This is a genomic window from Flavobacterium chilense (assembly GCF_001602525.1).
Taxonomy (GTDB): domain Bacteria; phylum Bacteroidota; class Bacteroidia; order Flavobacteriales; family Flavobacteriaceae; genus Flavobacterium; species Flavobacterium chilense.
Map to the genome: position 1 here is coordinate 65,969 of NZ_LSYT01000012.1, position 16,618 is coordinate 82,586.

Sequence of the window (16,618 nt, forward strand, 5' to 3'; positions counted from 1 at the left end):
TTGTTACATCAGATTATAATTTTTTTTATAAAAAAAATAGTTTAAAATCATTATACTTAAAACTAAAGATACTATTTTTACGTTAGTACTACATAGATACCTACTATATGAAAACAATATTAAAGAGTGTACTGTTATTATTTTTACTTGCTTTTTCTTTGCAATCTTGTGAGGATCAGGACGATGTGGAGTCTCCGGCAGCTTTGCAGGTTAATGATTTTATCTGGAAAGGTTTAAATCAATTTTATTTGTGGCAAGCCGATGTGCCTAATTTGGCCGATAATCGTTTTAGTAATCAGGAAGCATTAAACTCTTTTTTGAGAGGATATTCTAAACCTGAAGATTTATTTCAGGATTTATTGAATAAACCTATCAGTAAATTTCCTAAAGGACAGGCTATTGATCGTTTTAGCTGGATTGTTGATGATTATACTGTTTTAGAACAGGAACTTCAGGGAACTTCTAAAAATAACGGAGTAGATTTCAGACTGAGTTATAAACCAGGAAGCAGTACCGATTTAGTGGGGTATGTGCGTTATATCATTCCAAATTCTGATGCTTCAAAAAAAGACATCAAACGTGGGGATCTTTTTAGCGCGATCAACGGAACACAACTTACGGTTTCAAATTATCAATCGCTTTTAGCGGCTGATAGTTATACTCTTAATATGGTGACTTACGATGGAACTAATTTTGTATCTAATGGCAAATCGGTTTCATTAGTGAAAACTACTTTAGATGAAAATCCTGTTTTTATCAATAAAGTAATAACATCCGGAAGTCATAAAATTGGCTATTTGATGTACAATGGTTTTTATGCTAATTATGATGCGCAGCTTAATGCGGCCTTTGCTGATTTAAAAGCACAGGGGATTACGGATTTTGTTTTGGATTTAAGATATAATGGAGGAGGTTCTATACAAACAGCAACCCGTTTGGCTAGTATGATTACAGGTCAGTTTACGAATAAAATTTTTGCTAAAGAAAAATGGAATGCAAAAATTAATCAATACTATGAGAGTGAAGATCCGGAATCATTGAATAACAGATTCGTTGATAAAATGGACGGAGCTGCGATTAATAGTTTAAACATGACTAAGGTATATATCATTACAACTAGTGGTACAGCTTCTGCAAGTGAATTAGTAATAAACGGATTAGCACCTTATATTTCGGTAATTCAGGTAGGGGAAACTACTGTAGGTAAAAACGTTGGTTCTGTTACTTTATATGATTCTCCCACTTTTGGAAAAGCAAATAGAAACTTAAACCATAAATATGCTATGCAGCCTTTGGTTTTAAAAATTGTAAATTCGGCTGATTTTGGTGAATATACAGATGGTTTAAAACCAACTTATGAGCAATTAGAGCGTATCAGTAATTTAGGTGTTTTAGGAGATCCGTCAGAACCATTGTTAAATGTGGTTTTAAGTAAAATTACAGGTGTGACTACTAAAAAGACAGAAGAAGAAAGAGGAGTGGCTTTAAAAGGTTTTACAGATGTTAAAGCAATGAATGGAATAAGAAATCAAATGTATCTCGAGAAAGCTCCTGAAGGACTTTTAAGAGCATTAAAATAAAACCAATAAAAAAGGCTTTCAGAAATGAAAGCCTTTTTTATTAGAAATATATTCCAAAAACTAATTCTAAAAAAATAAATGATGATTAATCATTAAAGTAAAAACCGTTACTTCCAATACCAGTAGTTAATTCTTTTTGTAATGCACCGGCTAAATTGTAAATGTAAGCTTTACCATCTGTTTTAAAGTTTCCTTGGGCAACATAAATGCGACCGTTGTTAACTGCAAATCCGTATATGTAAGTTGCAGGCGTAGTCACAATTGCAGTTGTTGATGCAGCTGTAGCGTTAGTGTTTATCATGTAAACAGAACTTCCTACTGTATAGTAAATTTTACTGTCTTCAAGATCCATAAATCCGGCACCATTTAAACTTTCAGGAAAAGTAATTTTACTAGTTGTTTTGTCTGCTATTTTTACTTTTACAAGTTCACTAGAATTCCCAAAACCTCCTTTTAAAATGTATAAAACCCCATTGTCTTCTTCAATACAATCAGCGTTAAGACCAATTTGTACAGGAGCATCCAGTTTTTTCGTTGCAATATCTACAACTAATAATTTATCATTGTAAGAATCAGTGATGTAAAGTTTTCCATCTTTTAACACAACTCTGTTCGCGGTAGAGTTTAAGTCAATTTTAGATTCCAAAGTATTGGTTGCAAGGTTAATTACTGCAACATAATCATCTGTATCTCCTGTTGCTGCATTTTCGTATGAATAAGTGTTTGCATTTGTAACATAAGCTTTTTCATCTTTTACAACTCCGTATCTTGGGTTTTTTAAACCAGTTTCGATTTTTGTAATTAATTTAAAAGTATATCGGTTAACTACCGTAATATTATTGGCTCCACCAGAAATAATATAGGCATTGTCTCCGTTAAAAAAGATGTTTTGTGCAAATTTTCCAAGGATATCATTTCCGTTTACAGTAGAATAAACGTCTTTAGTAAAAGTACTAAGGTCATTACTTGAAAATGAAACAGTAGCTTGTGTAGTTCCTTCATTCAAAATAAAAAAGCCTTTGTCATAAACTCCTTTTGGGGTATCGTTGTTATCGTCATTTGAACACGAAACGAATAACGAGACGCTAAGTACTATTAAAAATAATTTACTAAATTTCATCATATTAAAATTTTAAGGTTAAATACATATTAAAATTACGACCCGGCATAGGTCTGTATTCCAGACTTTCATATTCTTTATTGAAAAGATTTAAAACCTGAAATCCAAGCTTGAAAGCATCCAGAAATTTAAAATCATAATCAATTCCGATGTTCGAAACATTATAATCATTTACAATTTCTGTTGGATTATTATCTCCTGTAGTGTAAACAAAACCATTATACATAAATTGATAATAAGCAGAAATTTGGTTTCTTGAATAGGAAAAAGATGCAGTTGCTTTATGAAAAGGCACAAAAAAGAGTTGCTTTTTAGTGGCTTCATCTTTAGAAACAGTGTAGGCATAAGTGGCATTTGCGGCAAAGTAATTTTTACCAAAATGTTTTTTCCAGCTCAATAAAGTCTCAGCGCCATAACTATTAACATTGTCTGTGTTTTTTGGTGACCAAATTCCGTTACTGCCAGGAACCCACTGCAATAAATCTTTTATTTTCATATAATAAAAGGTTTGTGTAAGTGAAATGTTCCTGAATGTAAAAACGTTGCCAATCTCTGCCTGATAAGAGCTTTCAGGTTTTAAATCAGGATTTCCGCCTTGTTCCCAGTACAAATCATTAAAAGTTGGAATTCTGAAATTTCGGGATAAATTTAATTTTAGATTGTATAATTTGCTGAATTGGTATGAAGATCCCAAGGAGAATAAAACAGGTGATTGATAATTATCTGTGAACTCTTTTCGAATGCCAAATTCATTTTTCCAATCTGTTGAAACATCTTGTTTGACTAATAAGGTAGCTGAGCTAATTTCTCTGACATGATCACCAAAACCACTTCCATATCCTTTTGTTCTGTTGTAGTCTAAGATGGCATTTACTTGTATGGATTTAGAAAACTTATATCCTAAATCTGCTTTTGTAATCAGGCTTTCTGTTTTTCCATATGTAAAAAAATTAACGGCATTATTTGGGTAATACTGGTAATTTTCGAAGATATAAGCCGTTTTGAGGTTGGTGCTAAATTTGCCAAAATCGCCATCGTATTCCAGTAAATTTCGATTAAAACCATTTACATATCGGGTTTTAGTTTCGGTTTCTGAGATCAATGATGTGTTTCTATCGGTATTTGAAGTTTGAGAGTACAATTTTAAACTGTTTTTTGAGTCGAATTTATAGCCAACATTGGCACTCATTGTAATAATGTCGTACTGTCCGTTTTGATTCCAGCGTTGTTCGCCCTTCCAGTTGTATTGGTTTAAATATTTATAATCGTTTGTTGAACTATTTTTAGAAAAACCAATTTGTGCGCTCCATTTTTCGTTCGAAATATTAGTTTTATAATTGATTCCAATGGTATTGAAACTTCCGTAATCTAATCTCAAATTGTTTTCGAACCTCTTGTAAAAGCCAAGATCATTATTCAGGTGAACAGTTCCTCCAACAGCACCGCTACCATAAATGACACTTCCTCCGCCGGCTTTTACACTGACAGAATTATAATCAGAACCTGAAATCGTGTTAAAATCAGTACTTCCGTTCATTTGAGAGTTGATATTTATTCCATTCCAGATTACTGCTGTTTGCGATGCCGTTGTACCTCTAAAGGCAACTGTAGAAAGCATTCCGCGTCCGTATTCTTTAAAATAAATAGTGGAATTAAAATTTAATAAATCAGTCAGTAAAGTCTCATTCTTATTGATAATGGAGTCATTGAGTTTTAATACCGATTGAGAACCGGAGTATTTTTTCAGATTGGCATCTGAAACTACAACTTCTTTCAATTTATTAATAGAATCGTTCTGCGCCAAAATAATCTGGCACAATAACAGGAAAGAAAAAGCAAAAAGTTTTTTTAAAGTCATAATTTCTACACTCTTTTTCCCGAGAGCTCGATATTTGTTACAAAGGCAGGTCTCCTGGCTTGCGTCTTGTTGTTTACCTTCCCATTCGTCTTGGCGAGCAGTGGTTTTGTAGTAACAACAAGCATTCTTTTCAGAACAAAGCTTACAGTTGCGGGTACAGCTCAAGTTTTTTGTTAATTCCTTGATTCCCTTTTAATGTGTTTTGAAATAAACACAACCTTAATTTCGTGCAAAGATAAAGTTAAAATTGTCGAATTTTCAAATTTGTTTGACTTTTTAAAACAAATTCGAAACAAAATAGGCTTTTATAGTTTAATTTTAATGACTTGACCAAAATCTACTTTGTTGTTAAAGGCATCTTTTAAGGGTAACGAAGTCTGATGACATAGAATACTTCTAATCACTCCGGCATGGGCTATTATGATAATAGGTTTAGTAATGTTTTTCGAGACAAGTTCAGCCAGAAAATCGCCCACTCTTTGATGTAATTCAACAAACGATTCACCATTTGAAACACTAATGTTTACAAAATCTTCCATCCACGGATTGAGTTGCTCAGGAGAAATATCGTTCCAGTTTTTCAATTCCCAATCCCCAAAATTCATTTCCATCAAACGGGAATCTTTTTCAAATAATGCAAGCTTTATAGCATTTTGAATGTATTGGGCTAAAATTGTACAACGTTTTGAAGGGCTCGAAAAAAGCACCGCTTCTGATGGTAATTGAGAAACAATATTCTCGAAAACAGAGCCAAATGGTTCAGCTAAATCAACATCTGCTTGTCCGTAGCAAATCCCTTTTTCGCAAATCGTTTCGGTATGACGGACTAGATAAATTTCCATATCAAGAGAATGCTTAAATAATAAACCACTTCACAAACCTGTTGTGTTGCACCAAGGCAATCTCCTGTGTAGCCATCTATCCATTTTTGAAAATAGTGGGCTAAAAAATAACGCATTATAAATACCGGAATCAAAGCAAAAAGGAATTTATACTGAAAATAAGAGAAAGCGAAGAGTGGCATTAATCCGAAGAAAAATGAACCTGAAATTTCTTTCCAGGTATGATTTTTAGCAATTGGTTTACTTTTGCCTGAAGCATCATCTCTGGAATATTGATGCGTAAAAATAATTGAAATGGCAGCCAGACGACTTAAAGCATGTGCAGAAATGAATAAAAGATAAACCTGAAAAAATGCAATAGAGTTATCTGTTTTAAAAAGTGAAACAGACTCCGAAAGCAATTTGAATTTCAATAAAAAAAGTAAAACCAATCCAATTGCTCCATAAGCACCAATGGCACTATCTTTCATAATCATCAGGATTTTTTCTTTGGTCCAGCCTCCGCCAAATCCGTCACAAACATCTGCAAAACCATCTTCATGAAAAGCTCCGGTTGTTAGAATTGAAGCTATAAAGGCAAAAATAACTGCTGTTTCTATTGATAGAAAAAATGAAAAAAGAAAAAATGCTAGAAAAGAAATACTCCCCACAATCCATCCAATGAAAGGAAAATAGCGAGTAGCTTTGTTTAAATAATCAGGATGGTGTGTGATGCTTTTTGGACACGGAATTCTAGTGTAAAACATTAAACAGGTAAAGAAGATATGGAGTTCTTTTTTCATGTAAAGAGATGTAGGGTTATTTGGCTAAAGCCATCTTGATTATCAATATATAGACCAACATCTAAAGATGTTGGCAATTCAAATCTGTATTGTGTGTAAATTTTTATTATTTATATTGCTGTTTTTTGAATAGCCCCCAGATTTATCTGGGGACATAAAAGAAATTAAGTTAGAAAGGCTTTAGCCAAATTCTATTATTGATTGTCTTTTTGAAACCCAAATTTGCTAATAATTTCATCATACTCTTCCTGAAAAGTTTTTTTCTTATGATGAACTTCTTGATTTTTAACATAATCTCGAACTTTATCAATTAAAGATTCCGAAACTGACACAGCAAAATATTCATCCTGCCATTCAAATTTTTGTTTTGTCAATTTGTTTTTATTGATCCAAAAAGAAGATTCTCCTTTTAGTAATTGCATTATTTTTTGAATATTTTGATCTACTCCTAAAGAAATGATACAATGACAGTGATCTGAATATCCACTTATAAAATCAACATAAATACCTTTTTCCTTCGCATTCTCTCTAATGTGATTCCAAACTTTTTCTCTTAATTCTATTGAATCTAAAAATGGGAATCTGTTTTTTGTACTCCAAACAAAATGGATATAAACTTTTACTAATGGCATATATAATATTTTTTGACTGAATACTCAAAACTTCAACTTTTTTTATTTCCTGCTAACTCCGGCACTTTCAAAACTGGCCATATCATTCAAAAATGCTTCAGCCGATTTTAAAATAGGGAAAGCCACTGCACAGCCGGTTCCTTCACCCAAACGTAAATCCAGATTTAAAATAGGTTTTGCATTCAGGTAATTCAAAAGTTTTTGATGTGCTTTTTCAGCCGAACAATGGCAAAAAACAGCATTTTTTATGATGTCAGAATTCATTTTTGAAGCGATTAAAAAAGCCACACTGCAAATAAAACCATCAACTAAGATGATCATTTTATAATCGAAAGCAGTCAGCATTCCGCCAGCCATTTGTAGAATTTCAAAACCACCAAAATAGGCAAGTTGCTGTTTTAATTCGGCTTGACCGGAATAATTTTCAATAGCTTTTTTGAGTAATTCCTGTTTTTGAAGTAATTTTTCGTTTTCAACTCCTGTGCCTTTTCCAACACAATCTTCAATAGACAAATCAGTTAAAAGACTCATTAAAACCGAAGCCGTAGAAGTATTTCCAATTCCCATTTCACCAAATCCAATGCAATTAGAGCCCATTTTGGCGATCGTGTCAACAATCGATTTTCCTTTTTCGAAACACAATTCCAATTCTGACTCGCTCATTGCGGGAATATGTAAAAAAGATTGAGTTCCTTTGGCAATTTTAGCATGAATCAGATTCGCATTTGTTGGAAAATCATAATTAACGCCGGCATCTACAATAGATAATTGTATGTTGTTTTGTTTACAGAATACATTTATTGCTGCACCGCCTTCAAGAAAATTACCCACCATTTGTCGGGTAACATCTTGCGGATAAGCACTTACACCATGATTTGCAATGCCATGATCAGCTGCAAAAACTACAATGTTTGGAAGGGTTATTTTAGGATTTAAAGTTTCAAAAACTGTTGCGATTTGAAATGCCAATGTTTCTAAAGTTCCTAAAGCACCAATAGGTTTAGTTTTAGAATCGATTTTGTCCTGCAAAAGTGAACTGAAATCATTTTTGGGCTTGACTTCAGTTGGAGTTTTTAAAGGAAAATCTGAAATCTGATTTAGGCTGACATTTTTTATTTCAGTACAATCAGGGGTTTCTGATTTTTGTCTCCAGTGCAATTGTTGCAACATCGGTTGATTGTTATAATTCGTTGCCGGTTTTCCGATACAAAAATATCCCAGCGGTTCGATGTTTTCGGGTAAATCCAGAATCTTTTTAAACTGATAATAATTTAAAATCGAAACCCAACCCATACCGTAACCTTGTTCTGTCAGCGAAAGCCAAATGTTTTGTGCAGCACAAACCGAACTAAATTTGACAGCTTCATTACTGCCAACGGTTCCAATCGTAAATTGATTCAGCACAGATCTGTCATAGGCAATAATAAGTCCGATTGGAGCTTCTTCGATTGCTTCTAACTTGAGCGATCTGTAATGCTCTTTTTGTTCGGGATTATCTGTTAGTTCTTCGGCTTTTTTATTATAATCTAAAAACAGGTTTTTTACAGCCGTTTTAACCTCAGCAGATTTAATGATAAAATATCTTGTAGCATCTGTTAATCCAACAGATGGTGCCCAATGTCCGGCTTGCAACGCTTTTTCAATGACTTCGTCAGGAACTTTATCAGTGGTAAAATGTCGGGTGTCACGGCGCGATTTTAAAATATCATCTAAATAGCTCATTGTTAAATTCCGTTTTTTAAATTCCAAGTTTCAATATCAATTACAAAAATCAATTTCAATTTGAAAATTTAATATTTAAGTAAAGGTAAAGTATAGTGTTGGTATTTGGAATTTAAAAATTTGGAATTTTTATTGATATTGCCATTGATTTTTGCCATTGCTAACCTTTTATCTTTACCGGAATTCCAGAAACCATTAAAACCACTTCATCTGCATTCGATGCCAAAAACTGATTCATCCATCCTTGCAATTCGGTAAATTTTCTGCCAATATGAGTTTCTGCATGCACGCCCATTCCAATTTCGTTCGTTACAATAATCAGATTAGTATTTTTCTGATCAGCGATATAAAGGAATTCTTTTTTAGCTTCTTCCAAACTTAAATCGACATCGTTTTTATGGTCAATAAAAAAGTTGGTTAACCAAAGCGTCACACAGTCAATCAAAGCTGTTTTTTCGCTAAAATCAATTTTACTTAAATATTTTTCTTCTTCAATATTTGTCCAGCGTTCGTCGCGTTCCTTTTGGTGACGGTCGATTCTGGTTTGAAAATCATCATCCCATTTTCTGGCTGTTGCAACATAAATAGGAGCATTCGAAAGCTGTAACGCTAAATTTTGGGCATAACTGCTTTTTCCTGATCGTTCGCCTCCCGTAATTAAGTAAATCATTATGAATCGTTAATTGTTAATTATTATGGCGTTCCCTTCGGTCGGGCTATCCGCTATATCTTTTATTTTTTAAAGAAAAAAATAAAAGGATACCGCTACTATCCCTAACGCAAACGTCAATTGTGTTTTAAGAAATTTAGTTTTCTAAATTAATAAGGACAATGGCGGCAATCATTCCCGCAGCAATTTCCTCTTTTAAGATGAAACCAGGATTTAAAAACATAGTTGCCATTTTCGAGATAATAATCAATTCCCTCTATTAGTTTTTCTTGTTGGGGTAAAGATATCGCTTTATTTTTTGTGGCTTTTTCAGGGGTGATAGTTTCGACATAAGCATCAATTTTGTCTTCACAGGCTTCTTTAAAGCAAACTGGACAAAGGCAATCTCCTCCTTCTGAAAGGTTAAAAATAGGAGGGAAGTCATTACACCAACATTTACTTTCGGCAGAAATATCTCCACAACTAAAAGAAGATTCACAACTTGAGCAAACTTTTGTTTTTATGCTATTCATGGGGCAAAGATGGTATTTATTGTCTTTTGTAAGAATAAAGGTAGACAAAAAAAATAGAAATTGACTTACCTTTGTCACTGCGAAAATCCAGATCAGAAAATCAGACTGATTCAGATTACCAGTGAAAATGCAGAATGCAAAAACTATTCCTTAAAAAATAAGATAACCTGATATATGAAAAATTTATTACCCAAATTGATTTTTATTGTACCCTTTTTTGTTCTTGTTGGCTGTAAAAAGAATGAAACTGCAGAGATTGCAACATCTCAAGTTGCCAAGAATAGTATCGAATATGCTTCCGGGCTTTCTATTGTAAAACACGAAGGATATTCTGTAGTAACAGTTTCAGATCCGTGGCCAAATGCCAATACAAAATTCACTTATGTTCTAAAAGAAAAAGAAGCTAAAGTTCCGGACAGCCTACAATCTTATACAACCATAAAAGTTCCCTTAGAATCTATCGTGGTAACTTCAACAACGAATATTCCTTTTCTTGAAATGTTAGGAGTCGAAGATAAGTTAGTAGGTTTTCCGCATACTGATTATGTTTCCTCTGAAAAAACCAGGGCTTTAATTGATAAGGGTTCTGTTAAAAATGTGGGTGAAAACGAGAAATTAAACATCGAACAACTGATCGAATTGTCTCCGGATCTTATTGTTACTTTTGGTGTAGACAATAACAATCAGATGTTGGATAATCTGAAAAAAAGCGGACTTAATGTCTTTATTCAGGCTGACTGGATGGAGCAATCTCCACTAGGAAAAGCAGAATGGATTAAGCTTTATGGCGCTTTATTTGGAAAAGAAGATAAAGCCAAAGAATTGTTTGATAAAATTGTTTTGAGTTACAATCAGGCAAAGAAATTAGTAGCCGATAAACCTGCTACTTCAACCGTTTTATATGGTTCTATGTATCAGGATGTCTGGTATGTTGCAAAAGGAAATAGTTGGGTTGCCCAGTTTATGAAAGATGCTCAGGCCAATTATTTATGGGCAGATTTAAAAGGAACAGGAAGCGAGGGATTATCTTTTGAAAAAGTGCTGGTAAAAGCAAAAACAGCTAATTTCTGGATTGCAGGAGGTTCGTTTAAAACCTTGGACGAATTAAGTAAAAGTAATCCGCATTATACTCAATTTGATGCTTTTACTTCTAAAAACGTATATACTTTTGAAGGTAAATTTGGAGCTACCGGAGGAACTGTTTATTATGAATTGGCACCAAGCCGTCCGGATTTAGTTTTGAAAGATTATATCAAAATATTTCATCCTGATTTATTACCAAGCTACGAATTTACTTTTGCATCTAAATTAAATTAAGCGCATTGGTAAATAAAAAGCGAAATATAATCCTGTTTTCAATACTTGGACTGGCACTTTTGTTTATATTTTTTCTGGACATTAGTCTGGGATCTGTTACCATTCCGTTCAAAGAAGTTTATACTAGTTTAACAGGTGGTCAGGCCAGTAAATCGACTTGGGAATATATTATCATAAATTATCGTTTGCCAAAAGCAATCACAGCTTTTTTGGTTGGAATTGGACTTTCTGTAAGTGGTTTACTCATGCAGACTTTATTTAGAAATCCGTTGGCAGGACCTGATGTTTTGGGTTTAAGTTCCGGAGCAATATTGGCTGTTGCCATTGTTATTCTTGGTGCTGGTTTGTTGCCTTCATTTTTAAATTCTGTTTTATTGTCGCCATACGGAATTGTGTTTGCTTCGACATTAGGGAGTATTTCGGTTTTAATGCTGGTGTTGGTTGTAGCCCAAAAATTAAGAAACACAATGGCAATCTTAATCGTAGGACTTATGTTTGCGAGTTTTACAAGCGCCATAGTTGGGGTTTTAACTTATTTTAGCTCGGCAGAACAATTGCAAAAATTCACCTTTTGGTCATTAGGAAGTCTTGGAAACCTTTCCTGGACATCGATAGCTATTTTAGCAATTTGTGTAAGTTTTGGCTTGCTGTTAAGCGCCAGTAGTATAAAACCTCTAAATGCGTTGCTTCTGGGAGAAAATTATGCCAGAAGCATGGGATTGAATTACAAAAAAGCCAGATTAATTATCATATTCGCAACCAGTATTCTGGCAGGAAGTGTAACTGCTTTTGCAGGTCCGATAGCGTTTATTGGTCTTGCGGTTCCGCATATTGCCAAGCTGACTTTTCAGACGAGCAATCACGCAGTTTTATATTGGAGCACGTTTTTTTATGGCGGTATTATTATGTTATTTTGTGATATAGCGTCTCAATTACCGGGATTAGATACTACATTGCCTATTAATGCCATCACGTCTATCATTGGAGCACCAGTTGTAGTTTATTTGTTAATGCGAAAAAGAAATTTTCAGTAAAAACTTACATAAAAAGTAGTAGCTTAGTTTTTTAAACACATAGAAACATAGCCTTATATTTCAATTAATAAACGAATGATTACTCAAAAATACTTAGACGAATTAACTTATGAAGTTTTAGGAGCTTCTATTGAAGTTCATAAAATAATTGGGAAAGGATTACTTGAGACTGTTTATCATCAATGTTTGAAAGAAGAACTCTCACAAAGAAAATTAAATTTTTTCACAGAGATGAAAGTCCCAATATTATATAAAGAGAAAGAATTAGTTGCAGATTTTAGGTGTGATTTATTTGTAGAGAATTGTTTGGTAGTAGAATTGAAAACAGTTTCTGAAATAAATTCTGTACATCAGGCTCAACTTCTAACTTATATGAAGCTTTTAAAAGCACCAAAAGGGATTATAATTAATTTTAATTGTTTTAATATTTTTAAAGAAGGTCAAAAAACATTTGTGAATGAATATTTTAGATTGCTGCCCAAATACTAGCGTTGCAACTATGTTTGATTTACGAGTAAATTTTAAAACTTCTTTTTTATAAGACAAAGAAACCTATGTTTCTATGTGTTTAAAAAATACACCAAGATGACAACTATTTTAAAGACCTCAAACTTAACTATTGGTTACAAGTCCAAGAAAGCGACTGTGATTATTGCTGAGCATTTAAATTTGAACCTGAATTCAGGAAAACTTATCTCATTAATTGGAGCAAACGGAATTGGGAAATCGACTTTGTTGCGAACGATCACAGGAATTCAGGAACCTTTAGCAGGAAATGTTTTTTTGAATGATAAAAATATATCTACTTATAAACCTTCAGATTTAGCCCAAAATTTAAGTTTGGTTTTAACAGAAAAATTACCACCAAGTAATCTTTCTGTTTTTGAATTGGTGGCGTTGGGTCGGCAGCCATATACCAATTGGATTGGTACTTTAACACCAACTGATATTGATAAAGTTCAAGAAGCTTTACGATTGACTCAAATTGAGCACCTGGCTCAAAAAAAGCACTTTGAAATTAGCGACGGACAATTACAAAAAGTTTTGATAGCAAGAGCTTTAGCACAAGACACACCGTTGATTATTCTGGATGAACCCACAACACATCTTGATTTATTGCATAAAGTTTCATTGTTTAAATTGTTGAAAAAGCTAACACAGGAAACTCAAAAGTGTATTTTATTTTCGACTCATGATATTGATCTGGCAATTCAGCTAAGTGACGAAATGATTATCATGACACCAGATTTAGTTGTTCAGGATGAGCCATGTAACTTAATCTCAAACGGAAGTTTTACAACGCTGTTCAAAGATGAACATATTACTTTTGATGCTGAAAAAGGAAGGTTTATTGTGACTTAATTTTTCTCAGGAGCTTAATCCTGCTGTTCGCTATATCTTTTGTGTTGAACCCCAACACAAAAGGATGCCGCTTCCATCAGGGCTAGGGCATCCGTTTTCATAGAACCTTTTGATTAAAACAAATAAACGATTAAAATTTCTTTAATCCAATCTGTCTCTTGGCTTCACCAACGACAAAAGCAACAGAATTCGCGATATTAAAACTTCGGATTAATTTAGACATCGGAATCGTTAAATGATTTTCAAAACGCGCCAAAACTTCTTTGCTTAAGCCAACACTTTCTTTTCCGAAAACCAACCAGTCTCCATCCTGAAAATCAGTTTCCAAATATGATTTTTCTGCATGTGAACTCATCAGGAAAACACGAGACTGATCCGGAATTTGCTGGATCCATTCTTCAATATTTTGATATTCGGTCACATCAAGATGTACCCAATAATCCAATCCGGAACGCTTTAAATTTTTATCATTTATCACAAATCCAAAAGGATGAATTAAGTGTAATCTGCTTTCAGTACCAACGCACAATCTTCCGATATTTCCGGTATTGTTAGGAATTTCTGGTTCTACGAGAACAACGTTTAACATTGTTTTTAAGTTAAGGGTTATAAGGATTGAGTGATTATCTAATTGACTTATCTTCAAATGGACTCATTCTCTAATTTAAAATCGGGAACTTCAAGCACTTCTCCTGCTTTTAAGTTTTGCAAATATACATTTCCTATACGAACACGAACTAACCGTAAAGTAGGAAAACCAACTGCAGCTGTCATTTTTCGAACCTGACGAAATTTACCTTCATTTACTGTTATCGAAGCCCATGAAGTTGGTCCGTGACGTTCGTCACGTATTTTTTTTGCTCTTGGTCCAAAATCCGGAATTTCGGTAACAATAAAAGATGTGCAAGGTTTGGTTTTGTATTTACCGCCATCAAAGCCAATTTCAACACCTTTTTGTAATTGCTCAATCGCTTCTGGTGTAATAACCCCATCTACCTGAACATAATATTCTTTGTCTACTTTTTTGCTTCTTATTTGTTCGCTTACTTTTCCGTCTGTAGTGAGTAGAAGTAATCCCTCAGAATCCTCGTCTAATCGCCCAATTGCCATCGTTCCTTCAGGAAAATTATATAATTCACCCAAAAGCTTTTTCTTTCTTTTTAATTCATAAATAAATTGGCTTAGATAACCGTAAGGTTTAAAAAGAATAAAGTGTTGATGCATGCCGTATGTTTTGACTGCAAAGATAGTTTTGTTTCAGCTGTAATTAAAAAAGAAATTTAAAGGAATAATAGCTATTCCTGTTTACCTGCCTTCATTTTCTTTAACCATAAATACACAAACCAGATTACAGTTATGCCAAAAAGAATGAACAATGGAGTATAGTAATCTTTAATATAATCATGAAAATAACTTCCAATTATAATATAAGCAGAAGCAATGCAAAGTTTAATAATAATAAATTCGGCATTTGTCCAACTGGTTTTGATCTTGAAAAAGTTCATCGTTTTTTGCTTTAAAAGATTTTTATAAACACATCTTTTTCTGAATTCCAGAAGTATTTATAAGAATGTGATTTTGTCTTCTAATTTACAATAATAAAAGATTAATACTTTGAAAATGACGAGGTTCTTTATGTTTTAAAGGGAGAATAAATTCAATTATTAAACACAATGCTATGTTAAAGCGCTTAATTTTTTGACTTGAAATTCGTAATATTATAATAGTAACACTAAAATATAAAATTATGGAAACTAATAATTTAGGCTCTAAAAAGATAAATGGAGTACAAAAAAATAGAGATGAATCTAAAGGTAAAAATATTTCGCATGACGAAAAAGCAGTTGACCCTAATCTGAAAAAAGAAGTAGTGACGGACTCTGATGGAAATAAAAAAATCGTAGAGAGAGCACGAAATGAAAACGAAGATATTAAAAAGGTTAAGGATAAGATAGATCCAAAAAATGTAAATGCTAATCGGGGAGTTGCGACAGAAGAAGAGGCTAAAAAGACAGTTGAAAACAAAGACCGAAACTCAGATATCACCCCTAATCGTTATCCTAATTCTAATCCTGAAAGCCATGAAGATCGCGGAAACATGAAATTAGATGAATAGATCTTTTTCTTTTAAATAGAAATTTTTTTGCTGATTTTAGGTGTTTTTTATCAAAATAACATATCATTGGCAAACAGCGTTAATGTTTTTCTAAAGCCTCTATTTGTGACTGTTATCTGCCAGTATCTTCGTAAATTGTAGAGACAAATTTAAAACTTAAGAATATGTCACTTTTAGAAAACAAAGTAGCTTTTGTATCTGGTGGAGGTTCAGGAATTGGGCGTGCCGTTGCAGAAGCTTATGCTCGGGAAGGAGCTAAGGTAATAGTTTCAGATATTAATGCAGAACACGGTGAAGCAACCGTAAAAGTTATAAAAGATTTTGGTGGTGAGGCTTTTTTTGTAAAAGGAGATTCCTCAATCGCAAGTGATAACAAGCGAATGGTTGAAGCAACTGTCTCAAAATACGGCCGACTTGATATAGCCTGTAACAATGCAGGAATGGGCGGACCAGCAAAACCCACCGGAGAATATGAACCTGAAGCCTGGGATCGTGTTATTGCCTTAAATTTAAGCGGTGTATTTTATGCTTGTCGTTATCAGCTAGAGCAAATGGAAAAAAATGGCGGTGGGAGCATTGTAAATATTGCTTCTATACACGGACAAGTGGCAGCGCCAAACAGTCCTGCATATACAGCATCAAAACATGGTGTTGTAGGATTAACCAAAAATATTGCGACAGAATATGCATTAAAAAATATTCGTTGTAATGCAGTAGGTCCAGGGTATATAGAAACAGCTTTATTAAAAGACAATTTAAATAAAGATATGATGAATGCCGTTGCAGCAAAAGCACCTATGAATCGTTTGGGAACTCCCGAAGAAGTTGCCGATTTGGTCGTATTTTTAAGCTCCGAAAAATCCTCATTCACTACCGGAAGTTATATTATTGCAGATGGTGGTTATACTGCTATTTAAAACTTTTTTTAGACATAATTAATCAAAAGTCATCTCAAAAAGATGGCTTTTTTATTGTTTTTTATCAACTAAAAGAAGGTTTTGTCTGATTAAAATTTTAATTTAGAATAATTTTTATTAATAATACATAATGAGATAAAGTCAGTGTTTATCT

The 16,618-nt window shown here is 33.4% G+C and carries 18 protein-coding genes and 1 riboswitch; of the genes, 7 read left to right on the top strand and 11 right to left on the bottom strand.

Features of this window, described 5'->3' with window-relative positions:
- The first annotated feature begins 107 nt into the window (after nucleotides 1–107).
- A complete protein-coding gene (locus A4F88_RS22805; protein ID WP_068845102.1) occupies nucleotides 108–1,580 on the top strand; it encodes a S41 family peptidase in 1,473 nt (490 codons plus the stop codon).
- 85 nt (nucleotides 1,581–1,665) lie between these two features.
- Here A4F88_RS22805 and A4F88_RS22810 read toward each other — a convergent pair whose 3' ends face one another.
- From A4F88_RS22810 to A4F88_RS25260, 8 genes are all read right to left on the bottom strand, one after another.
- Nucleotides 1,666–2,703 carry a YncE family protein gene (locus tag A4F88_RS22810; protein ID WP_245179201.1) on the bottom strand — a complete coding sequence of 346 codons (1,038 nt, stop codon included), beginning with the start codon at nucleotides 2,701–2,703 and terminating at the stop codon, nucleotides 1,666–1,668.
- Nucleotide 2,704: 1 nt separating this feature from the next.
- Entirely contained in the window at nucleotides 2,705–4,558 is a 1,854-nt protein-coding gene (locus A4F88_RS22815; RefSeq protein WP_068845252.1) for a TonB-dependent receptor plug domain-containing protein, read from the bottom strand.
- A gap of 27 nt (nucleotides 4,559–4,585) precedes the next feature.
- Nucleotides 4,586–4,795: riboswitch (cobalamin riboswitch) on the bottom strand.
- A 68-nt stretch (nucleotides 4,796–4,863) separates the two neighbouring features.
- Complete coding sequence (gene cobC / locus A4F88_RS22820) at nucleotides 4,864–5,400, bottom strand: alpha-ribazole phosphatase (RefSeq protein WP_068845104.1); 537 nt, start codon at nucleotides 5,398–5,400, stop codon at nucleotides 4,864–4,866.
- On the bottom strand, nucleotides 5,385–6,182 hold the full coding sequence (locus tag A4F88_RS22825; RefSeq protein WP_068845106.1) for an adenosylcobinamide-GDP ribazoletransferase: 798 nt from the start codon (nucleotides 6,180–6,182) through the stop codon (nucleotides 5,385–5,387). The genes cobC and A4F88_RS22825 overlap by 16 nt, the downstream gene beginning before the upstream one ends.
- A 194-nt stretch (nucleotides 6,183–6,376) precedes the next feature.
- Nucleotides 6,377–6,814 carry an IS200/IS605 family transposase gene (tnpA, locus tag A4F88_RS22830; RefSeq protein ID WP_068845108.1) on the bottom strand — a complete coding sequence of 146 codons (438 nt, stop codon included), beginning with the start codon at nucleotides 6,812–6,814 and terminating at the stop codon, nucleotides 6,377–6,379.
- A 42-nt stretch (nucleotides 6,815–6,856) separates the two neighbouring features.
- Entirely contained in the window at nucleotides 6,857–8,536 is a 1,680-nt protein-coding gene (cobT, locus tag A4F88_RS25255) for a nicotinate-nucleotide--dimethylbenzimidazole phosphoribosyltransferase (RefSeq protein ID WP_073075440.1), read from the bottom strand.
- A gap of 160 nt (nucleotides 8,537–8,696) precedes the next feature.
- Complete coding sequence (cobU, locus tag A4F88_RS22840) at nucleotides 8,697–9,206, bottom strand: bifunctional adenosylcobinamide kinase/adenosylcobinamide-phosphate guanylyltransferase (RefSeq protein WP_068845110.1); 510 nt, start codon at nucleotides 9,204–9,206, stop codon at nucleotides 8,697–8,699.
- Between the two features lie 149 nt (nucleotides 9,207–9,355).
- The gene (locus A4F88_RS25260; protein ID WP_073075439.1) at nucleotides 9,356–9,718 is read right to left on the bottom strand and encodes a C1orf53 family protein; all 363 of its coding nucleotides are present in this window, start codon (nucleotides 9,716–9,718) and stop codon (nucleotides 9,356–9,358) included.
- Between the two features lie 174 nt (nucleotides 9,719–9,892).
- Here A4F88_RS25260 and A4F88_RS22850 point away from each other — a divergent pair, with 174 nt between their 5' ends.
- The 4 genes from A4F88_RS22850 (at nucleotide 9,893) to A4F88_RS22865 (ending at nucleotide 13,431) form a co-directional block, all read left to right on the top strand.
- Nucleotides 9,893–11,035, top strand: a complete 1,143-nt coding sequence (locus A4F88_RS22850) for an ABC transporter substrate-binding protein (protein ID WP_068845114.1) — start codon at nucleotides 9,893–9,895, stop codon at nucleotides 11,033–11,035.
- A 5-nt stretch (nucleotides 11,036–11,040) separates the two neighbouring features.
- Nucleotides 11,041–12,069: an iron ABC transporter permease gene (locus tag A4F88_RS22855; protein WP_068845117.1), complete on the top strand. Its 1,029-nt coding sequence runs from the start codon at nucleotides 11,041–11,043 to the stop codon at nucleotides 12,067–12,069.
- A gap of 75 nt (nucleotides 12,070–12,144) precedes the next feature.
- On the top strand, nucleotides 12,145–12,558 hold the full coding sequence (locus tag A4F88_RS22860) for a GxxExxY protein (protein WP_068845119.1): 414 nt from the start codon (nucleotides 12,145–12,147) through the stop codon (nucleotides 12,556–12,558).
- Nucleotides 12,559–12,654: 96 nt separating this feature from the next.
- Complete coding sequence (locus A4F88_RS22865; RefSeq protein ID WP_068845123.1) at nucleotides 12,655–13,431, top strand: ABC transporter ATP-binding protein; 777 nt, start codon at nucleotides 12,655–12,657, stop codon at nucleotides 13,429–13,431.
- A gap of 130 nt (nucleotides 13,432–13,561) precedes the next feature.
- Here A4F88_RS22865 and A4F88_RS22870 read toward each other — a convergent pair whose 3' ends face one another.
- The 3 genes from A4F88_RS22870 to A4F88_RS22880 form a co-directional block, all read right to left on the bottom strand.
- The gene (locus A4F88_RS22870; protein ID WP_068845125.1) at nucleotides 13,562–14,020 is read right to left on the bottom strand and encodes a tRNA (cytidine(34)-2'-O)-methyltransferase; all 459 of its coding nucleotides are present in this window, start codon (nucleotides 14,018–14,020) and stop codon (nucleotides 13,562–13,564) included.
- A gap of 53 nt (nucleotides 14,021–14,073) precedes the next feature.
- Entirely contained in the window at nucleotides 14,074–14,655 is a 582-nt protein-coding gene (locus A4F88_RS22875) for a pseudouridine synthase (protein WP_068845128.1), read from the bottom strand.
- 71 nt (nucleotides 14,656–14,726) lie between these two features.
- Nucleotides 14,727–14,936, bottom strand: coding sequence for a hypothetical protein (locus A4F88_RS22880; protein WP_068845131.1), 210 nt, complete (start codon nucleotides 14,934–14,936; stop codon nucleotides 14,727–14,729).
- Between the two features lie 242 nt (nucleotides 14,937–15,178).
- Here A4F88_RS22880 and A4F88_RS22885 point away from each other — a divergent pair, with 242 nt between their 5' ends.
- Both A4F88_RS22885 and A4F88_RS22890 read left to right on the top strand, forming a co-directional pair.
- Nucleotides 15,179–15,547, top strand: coding sequence for a hypothetical protein (locus A4F88_RS22885; protein ID WP_068845133.1), 369 nt, complete (start codon nucleotides 15,179–15,181; stop codon nucleotides 15,545–15,547).
- A gap of 164 nt (nucleotides 15,548–15,711) precedes the next feature.
- On the top strand, nucleotides 15,712–16,464 hold the full coding sequence (locus tag A4F88_RS22890; RefSeq protein WP_068845135.1) for an SDR family NAD(P)-dependent oxidoreductase: 753 nt from the start codon (nucleotides 15,712–15,714) through the stop codon (nucleotides 16,462–16,464).
- Nucleotides 16,465–16,618: the final 154 nt, after the last annotated feature.

Coding starts and splice junctions, on each gene's coding strand:
- A4F88_RS22875 (WP_068845128.1), bottom strand. CDS start 14,655: ATGCATCAACACTTTATTCTTTTTAAACCTTACGGTTATCTAAGCCAA.
- cobT (WP_073075440.1), bottom strand. CDS start 8,536: ATGAGCTATTTAGATGATATTTTAAAATCGCGCCGTGACACCCGACAT.
- A4F88_RS22850 (WP_068845114.1), top strand. CDS start 9,893: ATGAAAAATTTATTACCCAAATTGATTTTTATTGTACCCTTTTTTGTT.
- A4F88_RS22860 (WP_068845119.1), top strand. CDS start 12,145: ATGATTACTCAAAAATACTTAGACGAATTAACTTATGAAGTTTTAGGA.
- A4F88_RS22870 (WP_068845125.1), bottom strand. CDS start 14,020: ATGTTAAACGTTGTTCTCGTAGAACCAGAAATTCCTAACAATACCGGA.
- A4F88_RS22815 (WP_068845252.1), bottom strand. CDS start 4,558: ATGACTTTAAAAAAACTTTTTGCTTTTTCTTTCCTGTTATTGTGCCAG.
- A4F88_RS22810 (WP_245179201.1), bottom strand. CDS start 2,703: ATGATGAAATTTAGTAAATTATTTTTAATAGTACTTAGCGTCTCGTTA.
- A4F88_RS22885 (WP_068845133.1), top strand. CDS start 15,179: ATGGAAACTAATAATTTAGGCTCTAAAAAGATAAATGGAGTACAAAAA.
- A4F88_RS22865 (WP_068845123.1), top strand. CDS start 12,655: ATGACAACTATTTTAAAGACCTCAAACTTAACTATTGGTTACAAGTCC.
- A4F88_RS22880 (WP_068845131.1), bottom strand. CDS start 14,936: ATGAACTTTTTCAAGATCAAAACCAGTTGGACAAATGCCGAATTTATT.
- A4F88_RS22805 (WP_068845102.1), top strand. CDS start 108: ATGAAAACAATATTAAAGAGTGTACTGTTATTATTTTTACTTGCTTTT.
- A4F88_RS22890 (WP_068845135.1), top strand. CDS start 15,712: ATGTCACTTTTAGAAAACAAAGTAGCTTTTGTATCTGGTGGAGGTTCA.
- tnpA (WP_068845108.1), bottom strand. CDS start 6,814: ATGCCATTAGTAAAAGTTTATATCCATTTTGTTTGGAGTACAAAAAAC.
- cobU (WP_068845110.1), bottom strand. CDS start 9,206: ATGATTTACTTAATTACGGGAGGCGAACGATCAGGAAAAAGCAGTTAT.
- A4F88_RS22825 (WP_068845106.1), bottom strand. CDS start 6,182: ATGAAAAAAGAACTCCATATCTTCTTTACCTGTTTAATGTTTTACACT.
- cobC (WP_068845104.1), bottom strand. CDS start 5,400: ATGGAAATTTATCTAGTCCGTCATACCGAAACGATTTGCGAAAAAGGG.
- A4F88_RS25260 (WP_073075439.1), bottom strand. CDS start 9,718: ATGAATAGCATAAAAACAAAAGTTTGCTCAAGTTGTGAATCTTCTTTT.